At 64.8% G+C, this 24,033-nt stretch carries 19 protein-coding genes; 7 read left to right on the top strand and 12 right to left on the bottom strand.

The annotated features are described in order from the left end of the window. Together bioD and htpX are read left to right on the top strand one after the other, a co-directional pair. Positions 1 to 502: dethiobiotin synthase (bioD, locus tag BN1143_RS11410; RefSeq protein WP_042050713.1), on the top strand; the 502-nt coding region annotated here is incomplete at its 5' end. Positions 503 to 614: 112 nt separating this feature from the next. Continuing rightward, positions 615 to 1,487: a protease HtpX gene (gene htpX, locus BN1143_RS11415; protein WP_010634511.1), complete on the top strand. Its 873-nt coding sequence runs from the start codon at positions 615 to 617 to the stop codon at positions 1,485 to 1,487. Between the two features lie 60 nt (positions 1,488 to 1,547). Here htpX and BN1143_RS11420 read toward each other — a convergent pair whose 3' ends face one another. Together BN1143_RS11420 and BN1143_RS11425 are read right to left on the bottom strand one after the other, a co-directional pair. Further along, positions 1,548 to 3,260: a methyl-accepting chemotaxis protein gene (locus BN1143_RS11420; RefSeq protein ID WP_017766177.1), complete on the bottom strand. Its 1,713-nt coding sequence runs from the start codon at positions 3,258 to 3,260 to the stop codon at positions 1,548 to 1,550. 224 nt (positions 3,261 to 3,484) lie between these two features. After that, positions 3,485 to 5,299, bottom strand: a complete 1,815-nt coding sequence (locus BN1143_RS11425) for an MOSC N-terminal beta barrel domain-containing protein (RefSeq protein WP_042050714.1) — start codon at positions 5,297 to 5,299, stop codon at positions 3,485 to 3,487. Positions 5,300 to 5,673: 374 nt separating this feature from the next. On the opposite strand from BN1143_RS11425, the gene BN1143_RS11430 reads away from it, so the two are divergent. Together BN1143_RS11430 and nifJ are read left to right on the top strand one after the other, a co-directional pair. Beyond that, positions 5,674 to 7,320: an NAD(P)-binding protein gene (locus BN1143_RS11430; protein ID WP_042050715.1), complete on the top strand. Its 1,647-nt coding sequence runs from the start codon at positions 5,674 to 5,676 to the stop codon at positions 7,318 to 7,320. Further along, complete coding sequence (gene nifJ, locus BN1143_RS11435) at positions 7,317 to 10,892, top strand: pyruvate:ferredoxin (flavodoxin) oxidoreductase (protein WP_042050716.1); 3,576 nt, start codon at positions 7,317 to 7,319, stop codon at positions 10,890 to 10,892. Before BN1143_RS11430 ends, nifJ begins: the two co-directional genes overlap by 4 nt. A 72-nt stretch (positions 10,893 to 10,964) precedes the next feature. Here the strand turns inward: nifJ and BN1143_RS11440 are convergent, their stop codons facing one another. Next, positions 10,965 to 13,469, bottom strand: a complete 2,505-nt coding sequence (locus BN1143_RS11440) for a penicillin acylase family protein (protein WP_042050717.1) — start codon at positions 13,467 to 13,469, stop codon at positions 10,965 to 10,967. 188 nt (positions 13,470 to 13,657) lie between these two features. On the opposite strand from BN1143_RS11440, the gene BN1143_RS11445 reads away from it, so the two are divergent. Beyond that, positions 13,658 to 14,773, top strand: coding sequence for a helix-turn-helix domain-containing protein (locus BN1143_RS11445; RefSeq protein ID WP_042050718.1), 1,116 nt, complete (start codon positions 13,658 to 13,660; stop codon positions 14,771 to 14,773). Positions 14,774 to 14,849: 76 nt separating this feature from the next. Here BN1143_RS11445 and BN1143_RS11450 read toward each other — a convergent pair whose 3' ends face one another. From BN1143_RS11450 to BN1143_RS11475, 6 genes are all read right to left on the bottom strand, one after another. Next, positions 14,850 to 15,065 (bottom strand): HP1242/YdcH family protein, encoded by a 216-nt coding sequence (locus BN1143_RS11450; protein ID WP_005299061.1) that lies wholly within the window; start codon positions 15,063 to 15,065, stop codon positions 14,850 to 14,852. A gap of 286 nt (positions 15,066 to 15,351) precedes the next feature. Further along, positions 15,352 to 15,942 (bottom strand): hypothetical protein, encoded by a 591-nt coding sequence (locus BN1143_RS11455; RefSeq protein ID WP_017783850.1) that lies wholly within the window; start codon positions 15,940 to 15,942, stop codon positions 15,352 to 15,354. Between the two features lie 11 nt (positions 15,943 to 15,953). Next, positions 15,954 to 17,300, bottom strand: a complete 1,347-nt coding sequence (locus BN1143_RS11460) for an MATE family efflux transporter (protein ID WP_017779566.1) — start codon at positions 17,298 to 17,300, stop codon at positions 15,954 to 15,956. Positions 17,301 to 17,444: 144 nt separating this feature from the next. Then, positions 17,445 to 19,268, bottom strand: a complete 1,824-nt coding sequence (locus BN1143_RS11465; protein ID WP_042050719.1) for a SulP family inorganic anion transporter — start codon at positions 19,266 to 19,268, stop codon at positions 17,445 to 17,447. A gap of 70 nt (positions 19,269 to 19,338) precedes the next feature. Next, positions 19,339 to 19,959: a nucleotidyltransferase family protein gene (locus BN1143_RS11470; RefSeq protein ID WP_042050720.1), complete on the bottom strand. Its 621-nt coding sequence runs from the start codon at positions 19,957 to 19,959 to the stop codon at positions 19,339 to 19,341. Beyond that, positions 19,949 to 20,206: a GNAT family N-acetyltransferase gene (locus BN1143_RS11475; protein WP_005299077.1), complete on the bottom strand. Its 258-nt coding sequence runs from the start codon at positions 20,204 to 20,206 to the stop codon at positions 19,949 to 19,951. The genes BN1143_RS11470 and BN1143_RS11475 overlap by 11 nt, the downstream gene beginning before the upstream one ends. 134 nt (positions 20,207 to 20,340) lie before the next feature. Between BN1143_RS11475 and cysM the strand changes: the two genes are divergently transcribed. Next, a complete protein-coding gene (cysM, locus tag BN1143_RS11480) occupies positions 20,341 to 21,246 on the top strand; it encodes a cysteine synthase CysM (RefSeq protein WP_042050721.1) in 906 nt (301 codons plus the stop codon). A gap of 165 nt (positions 21,247 to 21,411) precedes the next feature. Continuing rightward, positions 21,412 to 21,693, top strand: a complete 282-nt coding sequence (locus BN1143_RS11485; protein ID WP_021469447.1) for a hypothetical protein — start codon at positions 21,412 to 21,414, stop codon at positions 21,691 to 21,693. A gap of 34 nt (positions 21,694 to 21,727) precedes the next feature. On the opposite strand, the gene BN1143_RS11490 is transcribed toward BN1143_RS11485, so the two are convergent. From BN1143_RS11490 to BN1143_RS11500, 3 genes are read right to left on the bottom strand one after another with little or no spacing between them, the layout of a single operon-like run. Further along, entirely contained in the window at positions 21,728 to 22,912 is a 1,185-nt protein-coding gene (locus tag BN1143_RS11490; RefSeq protein ID WP_042050723.1) for an iron-containing alcohol dehydrogenase, read from the bottom strand. 16 nt (positions 22,913 to 22,928) lie between these two features. Next, positions 22,929 to 23,444, bottom strand: a complete 516-nt coding sequence (locus tag BN1143_RS11495; RefSeq protein WP_042050724.1) for an SCP2 sterol-binding domain-containing protein — start codon at positions 23,442 to 23,444, stop codon at positions 22,929 to 22,931. Next, positions 23,425 to 24,027 (bottom strand): TetR/AcrR family transcriptional regulator, encoded by a 603-nt coding sequence (locus tag BN1143_RS11500; protein WP_005299090.1) that lies wholly within the window; start codon positions 24,025 to 24,027, stop codon positions 23,425 to 23,427. Before BN1143_RS11500 ends, BN1143_RS11495 begins: the two co-directional genes overlap by 20 nt. Positions 24,028 to 24,033 lie beyond the last annotated feature (6 nt).

The raw sequence follows: 24,033 nt of genomic DNA on the forward strand, positions 1-24,033 counted from the left end.
GGCGGCGGCGGGCCTGCCGCTGCCCTACGATCTGGTCAATCCCTACGCCTACGAGCCGCCCATCGCGCCCCATATCGCCGCCAGCGAAGCGCGCGATGCCATTGCCCTGAAGGGGTTGGCGGACGGGCTGCGCCAGATTGAACAGGCGGGGGCCGAGCTGGTGGTGGTGGAGGGGGCGGGAGGCTGGTTCCTGCCACTCGATCGCAAACATCTGCTGTCGGACTGGGTCAAGCAGGAGAACATGCCGGTGATCATGGTGGTGGGGGCCAAACTGGGCTGTCTCAACCATGCCCTGCTCACCTTCGCCGCCATTCGCAACAACAACCTGCCGGTGGCGGGCTGGGTCATCAACCGGCTGCACGGCTCCATGAGCCACTATCAGGAAAATCTGGACACCCTGCGGGGCTTGCTGCCGGCCCCGTTTTTAGGTGAAATACCCTTTGTAAACAATCCGCTCGAGGCTGATCTGCGCGGGCGACTCGACATTTCGCCCCTGCTCTGAATCCGACATTCAGCGAACATTCATAGAAACTGTCTATTATGCGTGACAGGTGTGGCCCGACCGGCAGCGAACTGGTGACGGGCCACGCATCCATATCTCACAAGGAGTCAATATGAAGCGAATTATGCTATTCCTGGTGACCAACCTGGCCGTCATGCTGGTGCTGGGGGTGGTACTCAATATCCTGTTCTCGGTTCTGGGGATCAACAAGTCCAGCATTTCCGGTCTGTTGGTGTTCTGTGCCGTGTTCGGTTTTGGGGGTTCCTTTATCTCCTTGCTGATGTCCAAGTGGATGGCCAAGCGCAGCTATGGCGTCCAGGTCATCGAGCAGCCCCGCAACGAGACCGAGCACTGGCTGGTGAGCACTGTCGCTCGTCAGGCCCGTGAAGCGGGCATCAAGATGCCGGAAGTGGGGATCTACGACTCTCCCGAGATGAACGCCTTCGCCACCGGCGCCCGCCGTGACGACTCGCTGGTCGCCGTCTCCTCCGGTCTGCTCTACAGCATGAGCCGTGACGAGGCGGAAGCCGTGCTGGCCCACGAGGTGAGCCACGTGGCCAACGGCGACATGGTGACCCTGACCCTGATCCAGGGGGTGGTGAACACCTTCGTGATGTTCTTCGCCCGCATCGTGGCTGGCGTCATCAGCAACTTCTTCAGCTCCAACAACGAGGAAGAGAGCAGCAGCACCGGCGGTTTTGCCTACATGATCACCGTGTTCGTGCTGGAGATGGTGTTCGGCGTGCTGGCCTCCATCATCGTCATGTGGTTCAGCCGTCAGCGTGAATTCCGCGCCGACGCTGGCGCCGCCAAGCTGGCCGGTCGCGACAAGATGATCGCCGCCCTCGAGCGCCTCTCCCGCGGTGCCGAGCCGCAGCTGGAAGGCTCCATGATGGCGTTCGGCATCAACGGCAAGCGCTCCATGAGCGAGCTGTTCATGAGCCACCCGCCCATCGAGCAGCGCATCGCCGCCCTGCGCGGTTAAGCGAAAGAGCCAACGAAAACGGCTGCCCTCGGGCAGCCGTTTTGCTTTGTGCGCTTTGCGCTACAGCTTGAAGTGGGCCATCTCCTGGCGCAGCAGCCGTGACAGCTGCTTGAGCTTGGCCGCCTCCTGCGAGACGTGGCGGGCGGCATCCCCCGACTGCTCGGAGAGGGAGGTGATGTTGCCGACGGTGGAGACCACCTCGTTGGCGGCAGTGGACTGCTCGCGCAGGGTGTGGCTGATCTCCCCCATCAGGCCGGTCAGGTTGGAGGCATGATCCTGGATGCTGGCGATGGCCGCGCCGGTCTGGCTGGCCAGGCTTACCCCGCGGGAGACGTTGTTGACCGTGTTCTCCATACTGCGGATGGAGGCGTCCGCCCCGCTCTGAATTTTACCGATCATGCCGGTGATCTGCTGGGTGGAGGCGGCCGAGCGGCTGGCGAGGTTGCGCACCTCGTCGGCCACCACTGCAAAGCCGCGTCCCTGCTCGCCGGCCCGGGCCGCCTCGATGGCGGCGTTGAGGGCCAGCAGGTTGGTCTGATCGGCGATGCCGCGGATCACCTCGATGATCTCCGAGATCTGCTGGGTGTGGCTGTTGAGATCCGCGATGCTGCTGGCGGCGTTGGAGACGGTATCCGAGATGCTCTGGATGCTGTCGAGGGTCTGCTTGATGACCCCGGAGCCCTCTTCCAGGGTGTTGGCGGAGATCTTGCTCAGCTCGTCGGCGTGGGTGGCGTTGTCCGAGAGGTGGCTGATGCTCACCACCAGCTCCTCGATGGCGGCCGCCATGGTCTGGGTGCTGGTTTGCTGGGAGGTGGCGAACTGGGCGGTCTGCTCCGCTATCTGGGCGATGCTGTCGGCCGATCCTGAGAGCTCTTCGCTCGAGTGGGAGACCTGGGCGATGATCCCCTTGAGGGTGCTTTGCATGGTGGCGAGCAGGCCGATCAGGCTCTCCTTGGCACCGGCCGGCACCTTGATGGGCTGGGAGAAGTCCCCCTCGGCCAGGTGGTTGAGATCGCTTCTGAGCTGATCGACCGAGGTGCCGACCAGGTCAATCAGCGCCTTGTAGGTGCGCCAGAGGAAGAACATCAACACCAGGCCGAGCGCGATGAACAGGTAGCGCAGCATGGCGGACTGGCTGGTGGCGTCATCCACCGCCTGCTGGGTGCGGGTCTCCATCATGACGTAGAAGTCGTCGATGGGGGACATGATGCGCCCCTTGTTCTGGTGATAGGCCTTGTCATGCATCATGGCGATGGCCTTCTGCTGGTTGGCGGCCAGATCGCCATCGGTCTGCTGCACCAGCTTGAAGGCGGCCACCTCGGTGTTGACCAGGGCATCCGAGTTGTTCTTGGCCTCGTTGAGCTTGGCCAGCTCGCCCTCGGTAAAGCCGGCATCCTTCATCAGATCGATGAGGCCGCGGCGCACCTGGCTGTCGGGCCGCGGGTTCTGGCCGTTGGCGGCGACGAAGTCCCAATAGATGCGGTTGTAGCCCTGTGGCCGATTCTGCTCCCCGTTGCGAATGGCCAGGATCCGCATGTACTGCTGTTCGTAGGCGGGATCCTTGGTGATCACATAGGTGCGGCCGAGGCGGGTCAGATCGTCGGAGGATTGCCGCAGTTCATCGGCCAGCAGATAGGATTGGTAACGTTGCTGATAGCTCTGTTCCATCTGTTTTCCCGACCAGCTGTAGGCGAAAAACACCAGCGACAGCAGGATCAGGGTGATGACTGAGAGCAGCAGATTGAGCTGAAAGGCGGGTCTGTTCTGTTCCATGGTTTGAGCGTCCTTATTCTCACCGATAACCCCCTTTGTCACGCGGCGAAGGCCGGTACTTCTGTGGGGTTTTATTGTTGTTGCAGTGAGTATAGGAGCGCTCTTCGCCAAGGCTGCGGTGGGTCGGCGAAAAGGAGCGAGAAAGGAGGCGCGAAGGCAAAGGAGGGGAAAAGCGCGGCCGGGAGCATGCTCCCGGCCGGCGGTATTATTGTGCCTCGATCACCTTATTTGATGACGATGTCGGTGAGGGGGACGGCGCAGCAGGTGAGGATCTTGCCAGCGGCTCGCTCGGCGGCGGTGATGGCGGGGGCATCGGGGTGATCCACTTCACCCGAGACCAGGGTCTGCTTGCAGCTGCCGCAGATGCCGGCGCGGCAGCTCCAGGGCAGCTCCACCCCCTGCTTGTGGGCCTGATCCAGCACGGTACCCTGATTGTTGCCGGCAAACGCCTGTTCGCCGATGCGCAGCTGCACCGCCTGATGGGGGCGGGAGAGGGAGAGGATGGTGCCGCCAAAGCTCTCCTGGCGGATCCGCCCGGCCGGCACGCCAAGGGCGGCCAGTCTGGTGGCCGCATCGGCCATAAAGCCGTGGGGGCCGCAGATAAACACTTCCCGCTGTTGCAACCCTTTGATCTGTTTGAGGTGAACATCATCCAGCCGCCCCTTGAGCCCCTGCCAGTGCGTATCGGGCTGGCTCAGGATCAGGGTGAGGGTCATCCCCTGCTGCGCCAGGGCGTGCAGCTCGCCGGCGGCGGGAATGTCCGCCTCGCTGCGGCACAGGTGCATGAAGTGCACGTCGCCAAGCTCCCCGCGCAAGGCCAGAGTGCGGGCAATGGAGAGCATGGGAGTGACCCCCGAGCCCGCCGAAAGCAGCAAGAGATTGCGATCCCGGCCCAGATGAAATTCGCCGGCGGGGTTGGCGGCCAGCAGACGGTCACCCGGTTGCAACTGCTGGTGCAGCCAGTGGGAGATGCGACCGCCCCCCACCTTCTTGACGCTGATGCTGTAACGCTCCGGCTGTTCCGGGGTGGAGCTCAGGGTATAGCGGCGCTGCAGGCGCTCGCGCCGCAGACCCAGGCCAATGTCCAGGCTGATGGGCAGGTGCTGGCCCGGCAGATAGTCGGGCAGGGGCTCGCCATCGGCTGCCTCGAACCAGAAGGTCTCCAGATCCCGCGCCAGCGGCTCGCGGGCCACGCACACCAGCTCCCGTTTTTTCGGGGCCGCGTTGGGGTAGACAGGGGCGCGGGCGCGCTCCAGCACCTCTATCTCGCTGCCCGCCTCAATCCAGCCCTCGTTGAGGGCCACCAGGTTTTGACCGAAGTAGACCTCTCCATCCTCGCCGCGCCGGTAGCGGGTGAGGGTGGCCAGCGGCTCTTTCAGGGCATTGAAGCGATCCGTGCCCGGCTCCACCGTGGTCATGATGCAGCGGCTGCAAGGCTTGGCCACCAAGAACTCCACCTCGCCGATGCGGATCCGCTTCCAGCCGTCCTCCTCGAAGGGGAGGGTGCCGCTTGCCACCAGGTTGGTGCGAAACTGGCTCATCTGGTGCAGCGCGTCGGATCTCAGGTTGAGATCTTCCAAAGAGGCCTGGCTTATCAGCAGCAGGGGGTAACCGTCGGCAAAGCTGACCCGGGTGCCGGTCTTCTCCCGAAAGCGGGTAGACTCTTCGCCAAGCCAGAGCAACTGCACCGCCTCCCCCACCACCTTGCTCAGCCATGCATCGGCCAGGGCGTGGGTGTGCAGGGCGTTGAAGCTGTCTTTCCAGACACCGGTGGCCCGGGGCGCGCGGCTGAACCCGGTCTCTCGCAGGGTGAGCGGCTCAAAGCCCGGATAGCGCAGCTGCAGGCCGCCCTCGATGGGGGTGGCCACCACCTGCTGCAGCTGGGGATGGGTGCGGGCCGTGATGAAGCTGCCGTCCGGTTTGACCACCATGTAGCGGCGATCCCCCTGCAGTCCCTCTTCGGTGACCAGGGCGCGGGTCAGTGGCATGCCTGCCGTCGACTTGATGGGGTAGAGATGAATGCTGGCGAGTGTGGGCATGGCCGGGTCCTTGTGCGATGACGGTTCCAGTGCAGGAGAGAAGCGGGCGAACCCCGTTCCATGCAGCAATGGTTGCAGGGATGGCGTTCACTCGGGGTCGCCGACGGTGCGGCGTCGCTTGGGGCGCGAGCCCGAGCGGAGTTCCTGCAGACGGGCAAGATGTTACACGGGTCACGTTGTGCACTCCATACCCCATAAAGTGCAACATTTTTTGATCCTGATCCGTCATTCAGTACACAAATCAGTCCATTATCGAGTCAGCTTCCAGTTTCTGACGCTTTCGCTTCTTCCCTCTCCGGCCACCGTCCGCTTCGGTTAAACGGTATCAAGTGCATTCGGATGGGGCCTGTCACCCAAAAAGAAGAAAGCAATGTATGAGCAAACAACTGGATATGACCCCACAGCCGGATCTCTCCCAGAAGACGGGAACAGGCCCGGTCCGTACTCGGCTACCCGTCTGGCGGCCGGCCCTGCCACCTTGCAACCATGCCTGCCCGGCTGGCGAGAACATCCAGGCCTGGCTTGCCCTGGCCGAAGCGGGCTGTTTTGAGGCCGCCTGGCAGACCCTCATCGAAGAGAATCCCCTGCCTGCGGTCCACGGGCGGGTCTGTTATCACCCCTGCGAAAGTGCCTGCAACCGCGCCCAGGTGGATGATGCCGTCTCCATTCACGCCATCGAGCGTTTTCTCGGCGACGAAGCGCTGGCCAGGGGCTGGCAGCCTGCCGCCCCTGCGCCCGCCAGCGGCAAGAAGGTACTCATCATAGGCGCCGGCCCCTCCGGCCTCTCCTGCGCCTGGCACCTCAACCGGCTCGGCCATCAGGTGGAGATCCGCGAGGCGGGGCCGCTTGCCGGCGGCATGCTGCGCTTTGGCATTCCCGCTTACCGTCTGCCCCGCGAGGTGCTGGATCGGGAGGTGGCCCGCATCGTCGCTGCCGGGGTGACGTTGACCCTCAATCACAAGGTGGAGAATGTGCTGCGCGAGCGCGACCAGGGGGGCTTTGACGCCGTCTTCATGGCCATCGGCGCCCATCTGGCCAAGCGGGTCGATATTCCGGCCCGGGAGGCGGGCAAGATCCTCGATGCGGTGAGCTTCCTCGAACAGGCCAGCCTGGCCGAGGAAAAAGGCTTGCCGCCACCCAAACTGGGACGGCGGGTGGCCATCTACGGCGGCGGCAACACCGCCATGGATGCGGCCCGCACCGCTCGCCGTCTCGGGGTGGATGAGGCGATGATCATCTACCGCCGCGACCGGGATCATATGCCGGCCCACGCCTTCGAAGCCGACGAGGCCGAGGAGGAGGGGATCAAGATCAACTGGTTGCGCACCATCCGCCAGCTCGACAGCACCAGCATAGAAGTGGAGGTGATGACCCTCGACGAGCATGGCAAGCCGGTGCCCACCGGCCAGTTTGAAACCCTTGAAGCAGACTCCCTCATTCTGGCGCTCGGTCAGGAGGTCGACCTCTCGGTGCTGGAGAGCATCCCAGGCGTGCGGGTCAACCAGGAAGGGGTGGTGCAGGTTGGCGAAAACCTGATGACGGACGTACCGGGCCTCTTTGCCGGCGGTGACATGGTGCCTTCCGAGCGCACCGTCACCATCGCCACCGGTCACGGCAAGAAGGCGGCGCGCCACATGGATGCCTGGCTGCGCGGTCGCCTCTACCACAAGCCGCTCTCCTATCCGCTGGTTGGGCCCGAGCAGCTGCAGCTCTGGTTCCAGACCCATGCCCCGGCCAGCAGCCAGCCGGTCAAACCGCCCTCGGCGCGGGACGACTTTGGCGAGATCATCGGCGGACTGGACGAGACGGCGGCCCGCTACGAGGCGGCGCGCTGCTACTCCTGCGGCAACTGCTTCGAGTGCGACGGCTGCTACGGCAGTTGCCCCGAGCAGGCCATCGCCAAGCTGGGGCCGGGTCTGGGGTATCAGGTGGATGCCGGGCGCTGTACCGGCTGCGGTGCCTGCCATGACCAGTGTCCCTGCCACGCCATCGAGTTGCGCCAACCACAGGAGTCCCTATGAAACACGAACTGATCATGGTTGACGGCAACGAGGCCGCGGCCCGGGTGGCGTATCAGCTGAGCGAAGTGTGTGCCATCTATCCCATCACCCCGAGCTCGACCATGGCCGAACTGGCCGATGCCTGGGCGGCGGAGGGGCAGACCAATCTGTGGGGCAACATCCCTACCGTGGTAGAGATGCAGAGCGAAGGGGGGGCGGCCGGCACGGTACACGGCGCCCTGCAGGCGGGGGCGCTCGCCACCACCTTCACCGCCAGCCAGGGGCTGATGCTGATGCTGCCCAACATGTACAAGATCGCCGGCGAATTGACCTCGGCGGTGTTCCATGTGGCGGCCCGATCCTTGGCGGCGCAGGGGCTGTCAATTTTTGGCGACCATCAGGACGTGATGGCGGCGCGCAGCACCGGCTTTGCCATGCTCGCCTCCGGCTCGGTGCAGGAGGCGCAGGACTTGGCCCTGGTCGCCCACAGCGTCACCCTGCAGTGCCGGGTGCCCTTCATCCACTTCTTCGATGGCTTTCGCACCTCCCACGAGGTGAACAAGATAGTCGCGCTGCACAAAGATGAAATTAGGGCGCTGATCGACAACGACTGGGTACGCGCCCACCGTGCGCGGGCGCTCAACCCCGATCATCCGGTGATGCGCGGCACCGCCCAGAACCCCGACACCTATTTCCAGTCCCGCGAGAGCGTCAATCCCTTCTACGAGGCGGTGCCGGCGCGGGTGCAGCAGTGTATGGAGAGCCTCGGCGAGCTGACCGGCCGCCACTACCGGCTGGTGGAGTATCACGGCGCCCCCGATGCCACCGATGTCATCGTGCTGATGGGCTCGGGGGCGGCCACCGCCCGCACCACGGTGGATTGGCTCAACCAGCAGGATCGCAAGACCGGGGTGCTGGTCATTCGCCTCTATCGCCCCTTCCCGGTACAGGCGTTGCTCGATGCCCTGCCCGTCAGCGTACGCCGGATCGCGGTGCTGGATCGCACCAAGGAGCCGGGGGCGGGTGGCGAGCCGCTGCTGCTGGATGTGCAGAGCGCCCTCATCGATGGCTTGCAGCGCGGCCTTATCAAGCGGCTGCCGTGGCTCAGCGGCGGTCGCTATGGCCTCTCCTCCAAGGAGTTCACCCCCGCCATGTGTGCGGCGGTGTTCGAGGAGCTGGCATCCGATGCGCCGCGCCCGCGCTTTACCGTGGGGATAGTGGATGATGTGTCGGGCCTCAGTCTGGCCTGGCACCCCATCGGCGATCTCGAACCCGCCAGCCGGGTGCGGGCGCTGTTCTTCGGTCTCGGTGCCGACGGCACCGTGGGCGCCAACAAGAACAGCATCAAGATCATCGGCGAGCTGGAGGGGTTCCACGCTCAGGGCTACTTCGTCTACGACTCCAAGAAGTCGGGCTCGCGCACCGTCTCCCACCTGCGCTTTGGCCCCGAGCCCATCGACGCCCCCTGGCTTATCGAGCAGGCGAGCTTTATCGGTTGCCACCAGTGGGGCTTTGTCGAATCTGTGGATCTGCTGGAGTTCGCCGCCGAGGGGGCGATCCTGCTGCTCAATGCTCCCCATGAGCCCGACCGGGTCTGGGCCGAGCTACCCGAGCGGCTGCGCGCCCGCATCCGCGCCCTCAATATCCAACTCTATTGCATCGACGGCGATCGGGTGGCCGAGCAAAACGGCATGGGCAATCGCATCAACACCATCATGCAGACCTGCTTCTTCGCCCTGGCCGGCATCTTGCCGCGGGACGAGGCGATTGCCCTTATCAAGAAAAGCATCGAGAAGAGCTATGCCCGCAAGGGGCCCGAGGTAGTCGAGCGCAACTTCGCGGCGGTGGACGATACCCTGGCCCACCTCTACCGGGTGAGCATTCCGGACGGGGAGGACGAGGCGGGCGACTATCCGCTGCCCCTGGCCCCCGGCGGCAGTGAGTTTGTCCAGCGGGTCACAGGCGAGATGCTGGCGGGGCGCGGCGATTTGATCCCCGTCTCCATGCTGCCGGTGGATGGCACTTACCCCACCGCTACCAGCCGCTTCGAGAAGCGGGACATCGCTCGCGAGATCCCTATCTGGCACTCCGATATCTGCATCCAGTGCGGCAACTGCGTCTTCGTCTGCCCCCACGCGGCGCTGCGGGCCAAGTTCTATCACCAGGACTGGCTGGCGAGCGCCCCCGAGGCGGCCCAGTCGGTGCCGGTGACCGCGAGGGGCTTCCCCGACAGCCGCTACACCTTGCAGCTCTACCCGGAGGATTGCACCGGCTGCGGCCAGTGTGTGCAGGCTTGTCCGGTGCGGGCTGGAGAAGATGAGAGCCATGAAGGCGAGCGTGCCATCGCCATGATGGACAAGGCGCCGCATCTGGCTGGCCAGAAACAGGCGCTGCGCTGGTTCGAGAGCCTGCCGTGGCCGGCCCGCGAGCGGGTGGATTTCTCCACGGTGCGCGGTGCCCAGTTCCTCGAGCCCCTGTTCGAGTTCTCCGGTGCCTGCGCCGGTTGTGGCGAGACCCCCTATCTCAAGTTGCTGACCCAGCTGTTTGGCGATCGCATGCTGGTGGCCAACGCCACCGGTTGCTCCTCCATCTACGGCGGCAACCTGCCGACCACGCCGTGGGCCAAGAATGGCGAAGGGAAGGGGCCGGCCTGGTCCAACTCATTGTTCGAGGACAACGCCGAGTTCGGCTTTGGCTTCCGTCTCACCGCTGATCAGCACCACGGTCAGGCAGTGGCAGCCTTGCAGGCGATGAAGGGGGAGATCGGGGAAGCGTTGGTCGAGTCGCTGATCAGCGCCCCGCAGCGGCTGGAGTCGGAGATCCGTGCCCAGCGCACCCGGGTGGCGCAAGTGCGCGAGCGGCTGGAAGAGGTGAAATCCGGCAAGGCTCGCGAGCTGCTGTCCCTCATCGATCAGCTGGTGCGCCGCTCGGTCTGGATCATCGGTGGCGACGGCTGGGCCTATGACATCGGCTCGGCGGGGCTCGATCACGTGCTCGCCTCCGGCCGCGATGTGAACGTGCTGGTGATGGATACCGAGGTCTACTCCAACACCGGCGGTCAGATGTCGAAATCGACCCCGCTCGGTGCCGTCGCCAAGTTCGCGGCGGGGGGCAAGACGCTGGCCAAGAAGGATGTGGCGTTGCAGGCCATCTCCTACGGCAACGTCTATGTTGCTCGCATCGCCTTCGGGGCCAACCCGCAGCAGGCGCTGCAGGCCTTGCGTGAAGCGGAGGCCTACCCGGGCCCCTCGCTCATCATCGCCTACAGCCACTGCATCGCTCACGGTATCGACATGGAGTTTGGCCTGACCCAGCAAAAACGCGCCGTGGCCTCCGGCCACTGGCCGCTGATGCGCTACAACCCGGTACTGCGCAGTGCGGGGCAGAACCCCTTCAGCCTCGACAGCCTGCGCCCCTCCATTCCGCTTGCCGAATACCGCCAGGAGGAGACCCGTTATCGGGTGCTGGCCCAGAGCCATCCGGAGGAGGCCGAGCGGCTGATGCAGGTGGCGCAACAAGTGGCGTGGCAGAAGTGGGCCACCTACGAGGAGATGGCCACCCGCGAGGCCAGTCATTTCCATCCGCCGGTGTGATGATGGGGCGAAACAGGTATGAGAAAGCGGGCCATTGGCCCGCTTTTTTATGGCTGGATAGAGAGGGTTGACTCAGGGGCTGCTGGTGCGCAGTACCTTGAGGTGCAGGGTACGCTCCAGGTGGGCCGCTATCTCCTGCTCGGTGAAGCGCATGGGTTGCCACTGCTGACGGGCGAACTGCTCGGTCTGATCGGTGAAGTGCGGGCTCTCGGGGTCGTGGGACTGGCCGTAGCTCAGGAAGCGCTCCGCCTTGGGGCCGGCGTCATCGAACTGCAGGGCCAGCACAAAGCTGGAGCCGTAGTTGGCGCGATAACGCAGCTCGGGCTGGCCGTCACCGTCATCATCCAGACTGCGCAGCGTGGTGCCTGCCACGGCCTTGCCGGTCACTATGTTGGCGAGATCCGAGCTGCTGCGCGAAGGCAGGTTGGTCTGCACCATGTTGAACAGCCCCTCGAACGAGTTACCTCCCGGCAGTGCGATGGGGGTCAGCCCGGCCGCTTTTTGCACGAATTGCAGTGCGCCGAGTTCGGCATCCGGCGCGATACCGGCCGCCTGCAACCGCTGCTGGGCCTGGGCCAGCGCCAGCAGGGCCGGGTCTTCATCCGGCGCGCCGCTCCAGGGCGCCAGCCCGCTCGGCGTGGTGGCGCCATGGGCCGGATCGAAGGGGATGGCAAACAGGGCATCCTTGATGTCTCTGTGGCCGCTGGTGCGAAACGCCGTCAACCATTCGCGCATCAGGTGAGCCCCCCGGCTTTCAAGCTGATATTCGCCATCCCAGTTGGCGAGCGCGTTGCAGCTCGGCGTCAAGTCCAGCGGGCCGCTGGTCAGCTGGATCAGCGGATGGGCCTGACAACGGGCCAGCAGGGGATCTCTGAGCTCGCGGGCAAACAGGGAGCCGTTGTGGGTCAGTACCCGTTGCAGCGACTGCAGGGTGAAGCGGCGATCAGCCCCGGTCAGTCCCATTGCATCGGGCGTGCTGATGAGCTGGGCGTTGTAGCGGGTACGCGGGCTGCGTACCGTCTGCTCCGGCCCATAGAGAATGGAGTATCCCTCCAGCGGGGCCGCCAGGTTGGTCAGCCAGTGGCTGCTGTTGGCGTTGTAGACGTAGTCGCTGCGACTCAGGCGGGGGGCCTGGCTGAGGGGAACAAGGCCGGGAGCCCGGGTCTGGCCGCTGTCGACCCACTCGAAATCGGGGTCGTTGCCCGGCAGCAGCACGCTGCCCTCGCCATCCAGCCAGATGGGGGCCAGTTGCGGTGTCTGGGAGGCGGCTCGCCACCAGGCCTCTGCCTTGGCGCCGAGGCGGGGTACCTGGGTGGCATCCACATAGCTGGCCTGGCCCGTCTTGTCGATCAGCAGGGTATTGACCCAGGGCACCCCCTGATGCTCGGCCAGCGCCTCGAAGAAGGCCGGGGTGCTTTGGGCCCTGGCCATGGCCAGCCACTGTTCCAGCATCTTGTAGTTGCCGGCGTTGGCATCGCGGAAGCTGACGGCGCTGCTGCTGGTCCAGCCCAGGCTGGGCGAGAGGGAAGCTAGGTTGACCATGGGGCCGAAATGGCTGGCATAAAGGGTCTGGACATAAGGCTGTAGGCTGCCATCGGCCTGGCGTACCTGCACGGTGATCTCTTTCTGGCTCATCTCCCGCCACTGGTCGCCGTAGCGATAACGCAGCGGATTGGCGGGGTCCAGGGTGAGCTGATAGAGGGTGAAGCGCTTGGACTGGGAGACGGTGTGGGTCCAACCCAGTTGCTCGTTGAAGCCAATCAGGATGGCGGGAAAGCCCATCATGGTGGCACCGGTCACGTTGAGCTCCCCCGGGATCTGCAGGTGCTGTTCATAGAACCTGAGTTCGCCATCCCAGGGGAAGTGGGGGTTGCCGAGCAGCAGACTGTTGGCGTTGCTGCTGCGATCCGCCCCCAGCGCCCAGCCGTTGCTGCCGATCCCCTCCGAGGTGAGCAGCGAGACGGGATCCAGCGCCGGGGCGGGCAGGGCGGCACGTCCCTGTGCACCGGCAGTGGCGGGGGGCTGGGCGCTGGCCATGGCGCTGATAAAGCTGCGGCCGCTGGCCAGCTGGGCAAGATCCAGGTGATAGGCCAGCAACTGGACCGGGGTGATGGGTTCGACCCACTCGGCCCCGCGGCAGGGAGAGGGGTAGTCCGCCGGACTGGTTCGCCCGGCAAGGGAGTGGTTGAACCCCGCCACATAGCCTTCGACAAGGTCACGGGCATCCGGCGCCAGCTTGCCATACAGGGCCGCGGCCTGGGCAGGCAGGTCGAGGGCGCGATAACCCACGTCGGAGAGCAGGTTGCGCTGCTGCTCCCCCGCGCCCAGCCAGCGGGATTTCTCTCCCCGCAGCTTCATGATCTGCTCGCTCAGGGTGCAGAGGTTCTCTTCGGCATGGGCATAGCCGGCCCCGAAGCCCAGGCTGGCGTAGTCGTTCGCCTTGATGTGGGGAACCCCTTGCTCCGTGTAGGTAAGGGTGACGTCGTAGTGGCGAGCAGGATCCGGCTCGCTGTTGTTCTCCTGGCAGCCGGCCAGTACGAGGCAGCCGAGCAGGGTTAGGGGAAAATGGGTTTTCATCCTGGTTCCTTCTGTGGTCCTGACTTGTTATTGTTCTGTTGCTTTTCAGCCGCAGGCGAAGGTATTTAAGCGCAGCGGTTTCACCTCTGTCGCCTCGCTGGATGGAACCGGTCATTGGTTGGAAAACATAATAAAAACAAGGGTAAACAGGTACGGCTCGATGGCGCCGCACCTGCAGGAGGACGCATATGCAGTGGGAAGAAGTGGCCGCCGTGCTCAGTTTGAGCCTGACCGGCATGTTGCTGCTGGCCACGCTCGGCTGGCTGCGCCGCATGCGACGGGATGCCGCCGCCGGTTATCTGCTGGCTCTGCTCAGCCTGAGCGGCTTGCAGGCGCTGGAATACCTCTATCACCAGCAGCAGTGGTTTCTGCAGTGGCCTCATCTGCTCAAGCTGGCCGACCCTTTGGTGGTGATGTTGCCGTTCTGCCTGTATGGCTACATCAGGGCTCTGCAGGGGGAGTCGGTACTCGGTTGCTGGCGTGAGCGGCTGGTGCACGGCTTGCCCCTGCTGCTGGTCGCCGCTCTGGCGTTGCCCTACTGGTTGTTGCCGGGGGCCGACAAGGTGAGCTGGATCCTGCTTGGCAAGCAGGGGGATGCGTTGTGGCCCGGGGTGACCCTCTATGGCAACCGCTATCTGGCCTGCATCGCCCTGCTGGGGCTGGCTTACTGGTGGCAGCAGCAGCGTCTTGGGGTGGTCAGCCGCAAGCCGGCGCTACGGGCCTGGGTGGCTCAGTTGCAGGGGCTGCAACTGCTGGTGGCCTTGCTGTTGCTCGGCCGCATCGCCTTGAGCTGGCTCGGCTGGCCGCTCTCTACCGTCTATCTGCAGGCTCCCGTCACCGCCTATCTGCTGCTGCAGGTGCTGGCCCATGCCAGGCTGCCCCAACAGGGAGGCGCGCCGGAGGGAGGCGTGCGCGAGCGCGCCAATGATACCGCATCGGAATCGGTGCGAGATCACGGCCTGCGCCCCCTGTTCGAGGCGCTGGAGCGCCAGCTCGGGCGCGGTGCCTATCGGGATCCCGCCCTCTCCCTTGGCAAGCTGGCCGAGGAGTGCGGTCTGAGCCTTCATCAGGCGTCCAGCGCCATCAACGCCTGTTCGGGGGGCAACTTCTACGACTGGCTCAATCGATATCGGGTGGCGGAGGCCAAGCGACTGCTGCAGGAGAGCGACGAGACTGTGGCTACTGTCTGTTACCGGGCCGGGTTCAACAGCAAGTCCACCTTCAACAGTGCTTTTCGCCGCCATACCGGCCAGACGCCGAGCGAGTTTCGACGCCAGGGGGTGCAAGCGGCCGTCGCCTCCTGATGAGCAGCCAACAAAAAGCCCGGCGTCGGGCCGGGCTGGCAGGATAAGTTGCTTATCCAGGTATTCGTCGAGGCGTCTATTGTGGATGTTGTTTGAGGATGTCGTAGATCTCCTCTTTCAGTTTGAGTTTCTGTTTTTTCAGATCCTTCACCTCGGCGCTGTAGTCGCTGGCGTGATGTTTCTCCAACTTTCTAATCTCCACATCCAGGTCGTTATGCAAGTCAAACTTCTTTTGGAAATGGACATCACTGCTCTTCAGTTTCGAGATGAGCTCTCTGTACTCTGGGAACATGTAATGCGGCCTCCTTGGTTTCGTTTGATTGTGCCTGCAAGACCAAACTACCGCGTCCCCTGCGAGATAAATGTGATCCGGCTCCAATTCGGGACCAATGATTTGCTGCATGCGATGGGTGATTTTTAACTGTTTGAATCACAAGCTGATAAGGCTTTTATCGGTAAGCGGAGAGTCTGAAAAGTGCCGGATGGATCACAATTGTGACGGACGGATGACAGCCTGGGGCCGCCGGGTGGGCAGCAAAAAGGGGCGCAGGGCCCCTTCTTGGTAACAGGTGTCGCGTTTACTCTTTTTTCTTTTTCTTCTCGGGCAGCGGCTTGCCATCGCGGGCGATCACCTTGCCCACCTCGAAGCCGATTTGCGCAGCCAGCTCTTCCAGATCCGGTGACTTGGCTTCGTTGCCGATGGCGTACTGATAGTTGGCGATGGAGATCTTCTCGGCCACCGGGGTGCCCGGGACGATGGGCTCGCGCCAGCCCTGACCCACATGGGCCACCAGGGTGCCATTCATGATGAGCTCGCCGACGATCTCCTGGGTGGGGATGCCCTTGCCGTAGGTGAGGCCCTGCGGGTGCTTCTTGCCGACCAGGGGTTCGCTGCTTGCCGGCATCAGCTTGGTGCGGATCAGCCACTTGGGCGACTTGGTCTTGCCCACCGCCTTGCCGGTCTGGTACTCGTTGATCTTGATGGTCTTGATCATCTGGGCCATGAAGTCCTTGGTCAGCGCCTTCTGGGCCTCGCTGGTTTCATCGATGGTGATGGGGGCCACGTACCAGGTCTGGGCCGCCTGTGCCTTGGGGGCGGCGGGGGCGGTTTGCGCCATGGCGAGCGGGCTGAGCAGGATGGCCGCCAACAAGAGTCCTATCTTCTTCATTGTGATTCCGCTTATGTTTCAACAAGAATTTTGTTTTGCCAGCGACGACTGCGCCAGCGCCAGAACATGGCCAGACCGCGCACCCACTCGTCGCAGGCGAGCGCCAACCAGATACCGACCAGTCCATAACCCTGCATGATACCAAGGAAATAGGCCAGTGGAACGGCAATTCCCCACATGGAGAGCAGCGCCATGTAGAGCGGGAAACGGGCGTCACCGGTGGCGCGCAGGGCGTTGATCACCACCAGGTTGAAGGTGCGGCCGGGTTCCAGAATGAGGCTTATCAAGAACAGCTGCGCCACCTGGGTGATGATGTCGGCGTCATCGGTGAACAGGCTGATGATGGTGCGGCCGTTGAGGGCGGCGGCGAGGGCGATGAGCGCGGTGACGACGAGCCCCAGTTTCAGGCTCTTCATCAGCTGGGTGTAGGCCTGCTCAAAGCGGCGGGCCCCCGCCAGATGGCCGATGATGATTTCGTTGCCAAGGCCGATGGAGAGGCCGAACAGCAGGATGAACAGGCAGATCTGGAAGAAGTAGGACTGGGTCGCCAGTGCCTTGTCGCCGAGCAGGCCGACGAAGGCGGTCACCACCATGAACTGCAGCATCCAGGAGAGGTTCTCCCCGGCGGCCGGCAGACCGATGTGCAACACCTTGCCCAGCATCAGCCGGCTGGGTTTGACGATCTCCGGCAGTTTCAGGTGGATGCCGGTCTTGCGCGCCACCAGCCACACCAGCAGCACCACCCCGACGATGCGGCCCGCTACCGTGCTGATGGCGACCCCGGCCACCCCGAGCTGGGGCAGGCCGAACCAGCCGTAGAGCAGCAGCAGGTTGCCGACGAAGGTGATGAGGTTGACGGTCAGGGTCACGTACATGGCCTGACGGGTGTGGCCGTGGGCACGCAGGGTGGCGGCCAGGCAGAGGGCCGCCGCTTCCGGCAGCAGGCACAGGCCGATGATCTGCAGGTAGAGGGTGGCATCGTTCATCAGGTTGGCGGGCAGGTTCATCAGCGCCAGCATGGTACTGGCGCCGGCGATGACGCCGACGGCGGCCACCAGCCCCACCAGCAGGTTGAAACCGATGGCGGTGTGGATGACGACGCGCGCCTTCTCCTTGTCGCCGGCCCCCAGATACTGGGTGATCACCACGCTGGTGCCGATGCTGACAAAGCTGAACAGGGTGATGGCGAGATCGAACACCTGGTTGCCGACCGCGAGCGCCGCCACCCCCTGATAGGAGACGTGACCCACCATGAAGGTGTTGAGGGCCCCGGTCAGAAAGTGCAGGGCGAGATCGATAAACAGGGGCCAGGTCAGGGAGAAGAGGGAGCCCGGACCTGCGTGGGATTGAGTTTGCATGGGGTGTCCAAATACTGGGGATGGCCCTCGTCGGCGCCATCTGGACGGGCATTTAACACCAAGCGGGTGCGAGGCGCAATCGTGGCGGTGGCCAAGCAGGGGGAGAGAGAGCGGGCCCTGCCGCAGGGGCAGGGCCGAGCTTGGTCAGGCAGGGGTGGCGCCCGCCTCCTGTTCGCTGGGCAGGGTGAGGCGCGCCGAATCGGGCAGGGCCTCATCCTGGGGCCAGCGCGACAGGATGGCCTCGGTGGTGCTCTCCACCACCTCGTCGTCCTTGAACACCGGCTCGCGGTAGCAGCGGGTCATGCGCAGCGCCTGATACATGTCGGGGCAGAGGATGATCCCCTCGTCGCCGACCCGGATCCCGGCCTGCTTGAGCCACAGGCTCATCTGGCCGTGGCGGCCGGCCATCACCATGTGGATGCCGCGCCGTTTCAAGTCGCGGTGCAGCTCCCCCAGCATGCTCATCACGCTGATGTCCTGGTGGGTGAAGCAGGCCACCGCGTCCACCACCAGGCATTTGGGGCTGTGGGGATCCTGCACCAGCAGCGCCAGCACCCGCCGCTTGAAGTAGGGGGCGTTGAAGTAGGTGAGCGGCGAGTTGAAGCGATAGACCAGGATGCCGGGAATGGCTTTGGCCTGCTCGTTGTCCCCCAGGGTGCGCACCACCCCCTCGTCGTCCATGCCGAGCAGCTGGTCGGTGGGGCGCATCACGTTGCGCAGGAACTGGAACAGCCCCAGCAGCACCGCGAGGGTGATGCCCGGAATGACCCCCATGGCCAGCACGCTGACAAAGGTGATGAGCGCCAGCCAGAAGGCGGAGCGGTCGGAGTTGCGCAGGGCCCACAGGCCGCGAAAGTCGGTGAGGGACAAGGAGGCCATCACCAGCACCACGCCGAGGGCGGCGGTGGGGATGTATTGCAGCGGCGCCGTCAGATAGAAGGTGACCAGGGCGATGACGGCGGCAGCGATGATGGAGACCAGCTGGCTCTTGCCGCCGTTGGCGTCGTTGACCGCGGTGCGCGAATCCGCGCCGCTGATGGCAAAGCCCTGGGAGGCTGCCGCCGCCAGGTTGGCCATGCCCAGCGCCCGAAACTCCTTGTCCGCATCGATTTCGTAGCCGTTCTTGGCGGCGAAGCTGCGGGCGGTCAGCATCATGGAGACGAAGCTCACCATGGCCAGGTTGAGCGCCGGCAGCACCAGTTCCCGCATCAGGCCGGGGGGGAACTCCGGCATCTGGAAGGCGGGCAGGCCGGAGCCGATGGCGCCCAGGGTAGCGATGCCGAACTGGCCGAGATCGAGCGCCCACACCAGCCCTGCCGTCACCACCATGGCCACCATGGAGGAGGGCCAGGTCGGCTTGAAGCGCTTGGCCAGCAGCAGGGTGAGCAGGGCGGTCAGGCTCATGGCCAGGGTGGGCAGATGGGTCTGGGTGATGTAGCTGGCACCGCCGGCGATCCGCTCGATGAGGTAGCGCTCGCTGAAGGTGAAGCCGAAGATCTTGGAGAGCTGGCCCACCATGATGGTGATGGCCACCCCGTTGAGCAACCCCATCAGGATCGGGCGAGAGAGAAAGTCCGCCAGCACCCCCAGTTTGAAGCGGCTGGCGATGAGGCACCAGAAGCCGGTCATGGCTGTCATGGTCATCACCAGCTGCCAGTGGCGGGTGGCATCCCCGGCGGCGAGCGGGGTCACCACGGCGGCGATCACCGCGCAGGTGGCGGCGTCCGGCCCGACGATGAGCTGGCGGGAGGTACCGAACAGGGCGTACACCAGCATGGGCAGGATGCAGGAGTAGAGGCCGACCAGCGGCCCCACTCCGGCCAGCTCCGCATAGGCGATGGCCACGGGCAGGGCTACGGCGGCCACCGACAATCCAGCGCGCATATCCGGCATCAGCCAGGCCCGCTGGTATTGCAGCAGGGCGGCGAGGCCCGGTAGCCAGCGTTCGAGTGAGAAGAAGTCGCGCATTATTTAACCCATTGAGTTACAAACAGCTTTTCCTTAGTGTGCCCAAGGTTATCGAAACATTGCAATCAGGTTATGGCCAGTTCACCACCAGGTCAGGCCACAGCCGTTGCCACTCCTTGGCCTTGACCCGCTCGGTAAAGACCCGGCTCTCCTGGCGGCAGCGCGGGTTGGGATCCACCTGCAGGGACCAGTTGGGGGCAAAGCCGTAGGGGGCCAGCCACTCGAATGAGTCGTCTGCCAGCAGCCGGACCCCGATGCAGGTGGGCACCTCCACCCAGTGACTGAGGGCCGACAGCGAGCTGGTAAACGGGGGAACTTGCTGGCGCAGATGCATGCGGGCCTGGTTGCGTACCTCCCACTGCTGGCCCGGCATCCTGACGGCAAGCCAGGCTTCGTGATCGGTCTCCGCCAACCCATCCGGGTCGGCGCTATCCAGATAGATAAGGTCGATGTCGTTGAGGGCCGTGGGCTCTACCTTGTGGTGCAGGTGATCCCAGATGAGGTTGCGGATAAAACCGGCCCCCAGCGCCCAGTCGGGCAGTGCCAGTTCACGGGCAGCCCAGAGGCAATCCATGCGCAGGTCATCGGCCCGCAGCAGGACTTCGGTTTGTGCCTGCAGGTCGGTTTCCCGGGCGCCCGGGCGAAGGTTGAACGCTTGCGTGTGGTGACGCGTCTGGGAGTCAGCCGGCATTGCGGCGCAACCAGACGTCGATGTAGCTGCAGCTCGGTACTATGGTGAGCCCTTCCGCCTGGGTCCAGTCGTAGAAGGTGCGCGCCAGCTGATCGGCGATCCCCTGCACCCTGAGCTCGGGCGGGACGAAGGTGCTGTAGGCGTCGATGGTCTTGGCGTCGAGCCGCCGGTAACGCAGCCTGGACTCCTTGCCATCCACCACACAGATGAATTGCTGCTGGTTGGCCTGATGAATGATCTCGCTCATGCTTGCTCCTCGGTACGGGGGATGGGGTTATCTGACCATGTCGGCGCCCCTTTGCCAACTGTTCGGGGTCGCTTACACTGCGAGCCCGGCCGGGTACATACCCGCTAGCCAAGGTATAGAACAGTTCACGAAGGATGGATCCCATTATGGCTTTTGCCACGCTGGAAGAGTTGATCGGCAATACCCCCCTGCTGGCGCTGCATCGCATCAATCCCCACCCCGGTGTCACCCTGCTGGTCAAGCTGGAGGGCAACAACCCGGCCGGCTCGGTCAAGGACAGGCCGGCGCTGAACCTCATCAAGTGTGCGGAGGCGAGCGGTCACTTAGCGCCTGGGGCCCGGCTCATTGAGGCTACCTCCGGCAACACCGGCATCGCGCTGGCCATGGTGGCGGCGGCGCGGGGCTACCGGATGCGGCTCATCATGCCAAATACCATGAGCCAGGAGCGGCGCGATGCCATGCAGGCCTATGGCGCCGAGCTGGTGCTGGTGGAGGGGGGCATGGAGGCGGCGCGCGACCTCGCTCTGGCCATGCAGGCGCGGGGGGAGGGGCTGGTGCTCGATCAGTTCAACAACCCGGCCAACCCGGATGCCCATTACCTCTCCACCGGCCCCGAGATCTGGCGCCAGAGCGAGGGGGCGGTCACTCACTTCGTCTCGGCCATGGGCACCACGGGCACCATCATGGGGGTCTCCCGCTACCTCAAGGAGCAGAACCCGGTGGTGCAGGTGATCGGCCTGCAACCGGCCGAGGGGAGCCAGATCCCCGGCATCCGGCGCTGGCCGGCGGCCTACCTGCCCGCCATTTTCGAGCCCGCCCGGGTCGACCGGGTGCTGGACGTCACGCTCGACGAGTCCCTCGCCATGATGCGCCGGCTGGCGCGGGAGGAGGGGATCTGCTGTGGGGTCAGCTCGGGCGGCGCCGTGGCTGGCGCCCTGCGGGTGGCGGCAGAGATCAAACAGGGGGTGGTGGTGGCCATCATCTGCGATCGGGGGGATCGCTACCTCTCCACCGGGGTGTTCAGCGACGATCAGGGGTGAGAGCCTAGGTCGGCGTGCTGATTAACATGATATGTATCAATAGCTTGCTGATACATCACACTGTGTACCCCTTGTAACAATCAAGCCTGCTGGCAGGGTTGATTCCATTTGCCTCCTGTTTGACACTCTGCCTCTTTTGTTGACCGCTGCAAACAGGAGCATCCCATGATCTTGCCTTCCTCTCTTCGTCTTTCTCTGCTTGGCCTCTGTCTGGCTACGGCAGGCTGCACCGTCGAACCCTATGCCTATCAGTGCGGCGACAAGCAGTGCTCGGTAACCGATCACAAGGGGCAGAAACAGGAGCGGCCGCTGGACGAGGTGAAACCCGTCTGGGAGCGCAAGCAGGAGCGGGAAGAGGCAGTGCGCCGCAACAAGGAGTCCATCTGGCGTGAGAAGACGCCCGAAGATGGCGGCAACTACGGCGCCGGCGCCACCATCCGCTGGTAACAGGCGGCCCCGCGAGACGGGGCCGCCTGCCTGATCACTCCCAGGCCTGCTCCAGCAGGGCCAGCAGCTGAGCCCGGTCGGCATCCTTGCGGTTGTAGAGCAGGGCGCCGTCGTTGATGGCGAGATCGCGGATCTCGGGCAGCAGGCCCTTGTCGGTGAGACCCGCCTCCCGCAGGGTGCGCGGCAGCTTCACCGTCTCCCACAGGGTCTTGCGCAGCGCCTGCAACGCCTCGATGGCGGCCTGGGGCCGCACGGCGGCCGGGGTCGCGGCAAAGCGTTCGGCCCCTACCAGCGGCAGCAGCAGGCGGGCCAGCTCGGGGTCTATGCCCGGTCGGTTGTAGTCGAGCACGGTGGGCAGGAAGAGGTTCATGCACAGGCCGTGGGGCAGGTGGCAGCGGGCCCCCAGGCTGTGACCGAGGGCGTGCACCAGCCCCACCATGGAGTTGGAGAAGGCCATGCCCGCCAGGGTGGAGCCCTCCGCCAGCTGCAGCCGCAGCTGCTTGTCCTGCGGGTTGCTGAGCACCTGGGGCAGGGCGTTGGCGATCTTCTCCACCGCCATCAGGGCCAGGGCGTCGCTGACCGGGTTCTTGGCCGTGCCGATGAAGGCCTCGATGGCGTGGGTCATGGCATCCATGGCGGTGGCGGCGGTGATGTTGAGCGGCAACCCCTGGGTGAGGCGTGGATCCAGCACCGCCAGCTGGGGCAGCAGGAAGGGGGAGGTAAAGGGCACCTTGCGCCCGCTCGCCTCATCCTTGATCACCGCCACCAGGGTCACCTCCGAGCCGGTGCCCGCCGTGGTGGGCACCACCGCCAGCGGCTGCAGCGGCCGGGTCAGGCAGCCGGCGCCGGCGTAATCGAGCAGCCGCGTCCCCCCCATGGAGGCGAGAATATTGACAGCCTTGGCGGTGTCGATGACTGAGCCGCCCCCCAGCGCCACCAGGCTGTCACAGCCAAGCTCCCGGTGACGGGCCGCGATCCGCTCCACCACGGCGGTGGAGGAGTCGGCCGGGATCTCGTCCCAGATGGCGGCCACCGGCAGCTCTCCCTCGGCCAGCACCCCGGCCAGCAAGGTAGCCAGACCGGTGCCGCTGACCCCCTTGTCGGTGAGCAGCAGCGGCCGGCGCGCCCCCAATCCCGCCAGCTCGCCGGCCAGTTGCTCCAGCGCCTGCTCACCCGCGATCAGTTTGACCGGACAGAAAAAATCGTAATAGCGACTCATAGGCTCATCCTCTCGTTCAGCCGGTCAACAGACCCAGGTAGATGTGGCAGGCCCGGCTCAGTTTGTGGCTCGGGTCCGGATAGTGGCGCAGCAAGGGGCGGGCGATGAAGGCGGGCAGGATCAGCGCCTGCAACTGCTCCAGCGCGCGCACCAGGTGCATGGCGACGGTGAGATCCCCCTCCACCAGCAGGCGGTTCTCGCTGAACGCCTGATTGACCCCGAGCCGAAAGCTGAGGGCGCGAAAGGCGATGGCGGGATGCTTGAAACGTACCCGCAGCGGGTGCAGCCCGCCAGCATCGGGGGCGGGGCCGCTCTGCCAGCGGCCGGCCGCCTTGTGAATGGTCAAGCCCTGGGCCATGCCGCCCACCTCCAGCCGGATGGTGAGTCCGTCCGGCAGAGGGGCCAGCTCCCGGCGCACCGCCTCGTCGACCCGGGCGGCGCGGCACAGGGTGCGGCCGATGATCCAGAGCAGGCTGGTTATCCAGAGCCGGCGGCCCAGCGCCGCCAGGGTATCAAGGTGTCGGTTGTGCATACGCGTGAGCTCCCGAGATGGCGGACCAGAACAGGGCGAAGGCACTGGCTTGCCAGTGAGCGTCCCGTCCCAGTTCAGGTTGGTCGACAAACAGGGAGGCGCAGGCCAGGAACTGGCCCTGGCACACCTCCAGCATCAGAGCCGGTGGGGCTTGCATCAAGTCGCCGCTGGCCTGGCCCTGGGCCAGCAGGCGAGGTAAAAAGCGCAGGGTGTCGCTCAGGATCTGGCTGCGCAGCGGGCGAGCCAGCAGGGGGGAGTGGAAAAAGCCCAGCACGAACTTGAGCTCGTGGGGGTGGGCCTGCATCCAGGCCATCGCCTGGCTCCAGTAGTGGTGCGCCTGCTCCTTGAGGGGCAGGGTGGCGTCGGCCTCTGTGATGGCGGCGCCGAGGCGCTGCTTGATGTCCTGATAGAGGCTCTGGATCAGCACCTCCTTGCTGGGAAAGTGGTGAAACAGGGTGCCATTGGCCACCCCGGCCGCCTTGGCGATGCGGGCGGTGGCGGCCCCCTGCAAACCATCTTCGGCACAGAGGGCAAGGGCGGCATCCAGGATCTGACGACGCTTGTCGGTCACGGGCGTATTCATATTTGT

The organism is Aeromonas dhakensis, assembly GCF_000820305.1.
Lineage (GTDB): Bacteria > Pseudomonadota > Gammaproteobacteria > Enterobacterales > Aeromonadaceae > Aeromonas > Aeromonas dhakensis.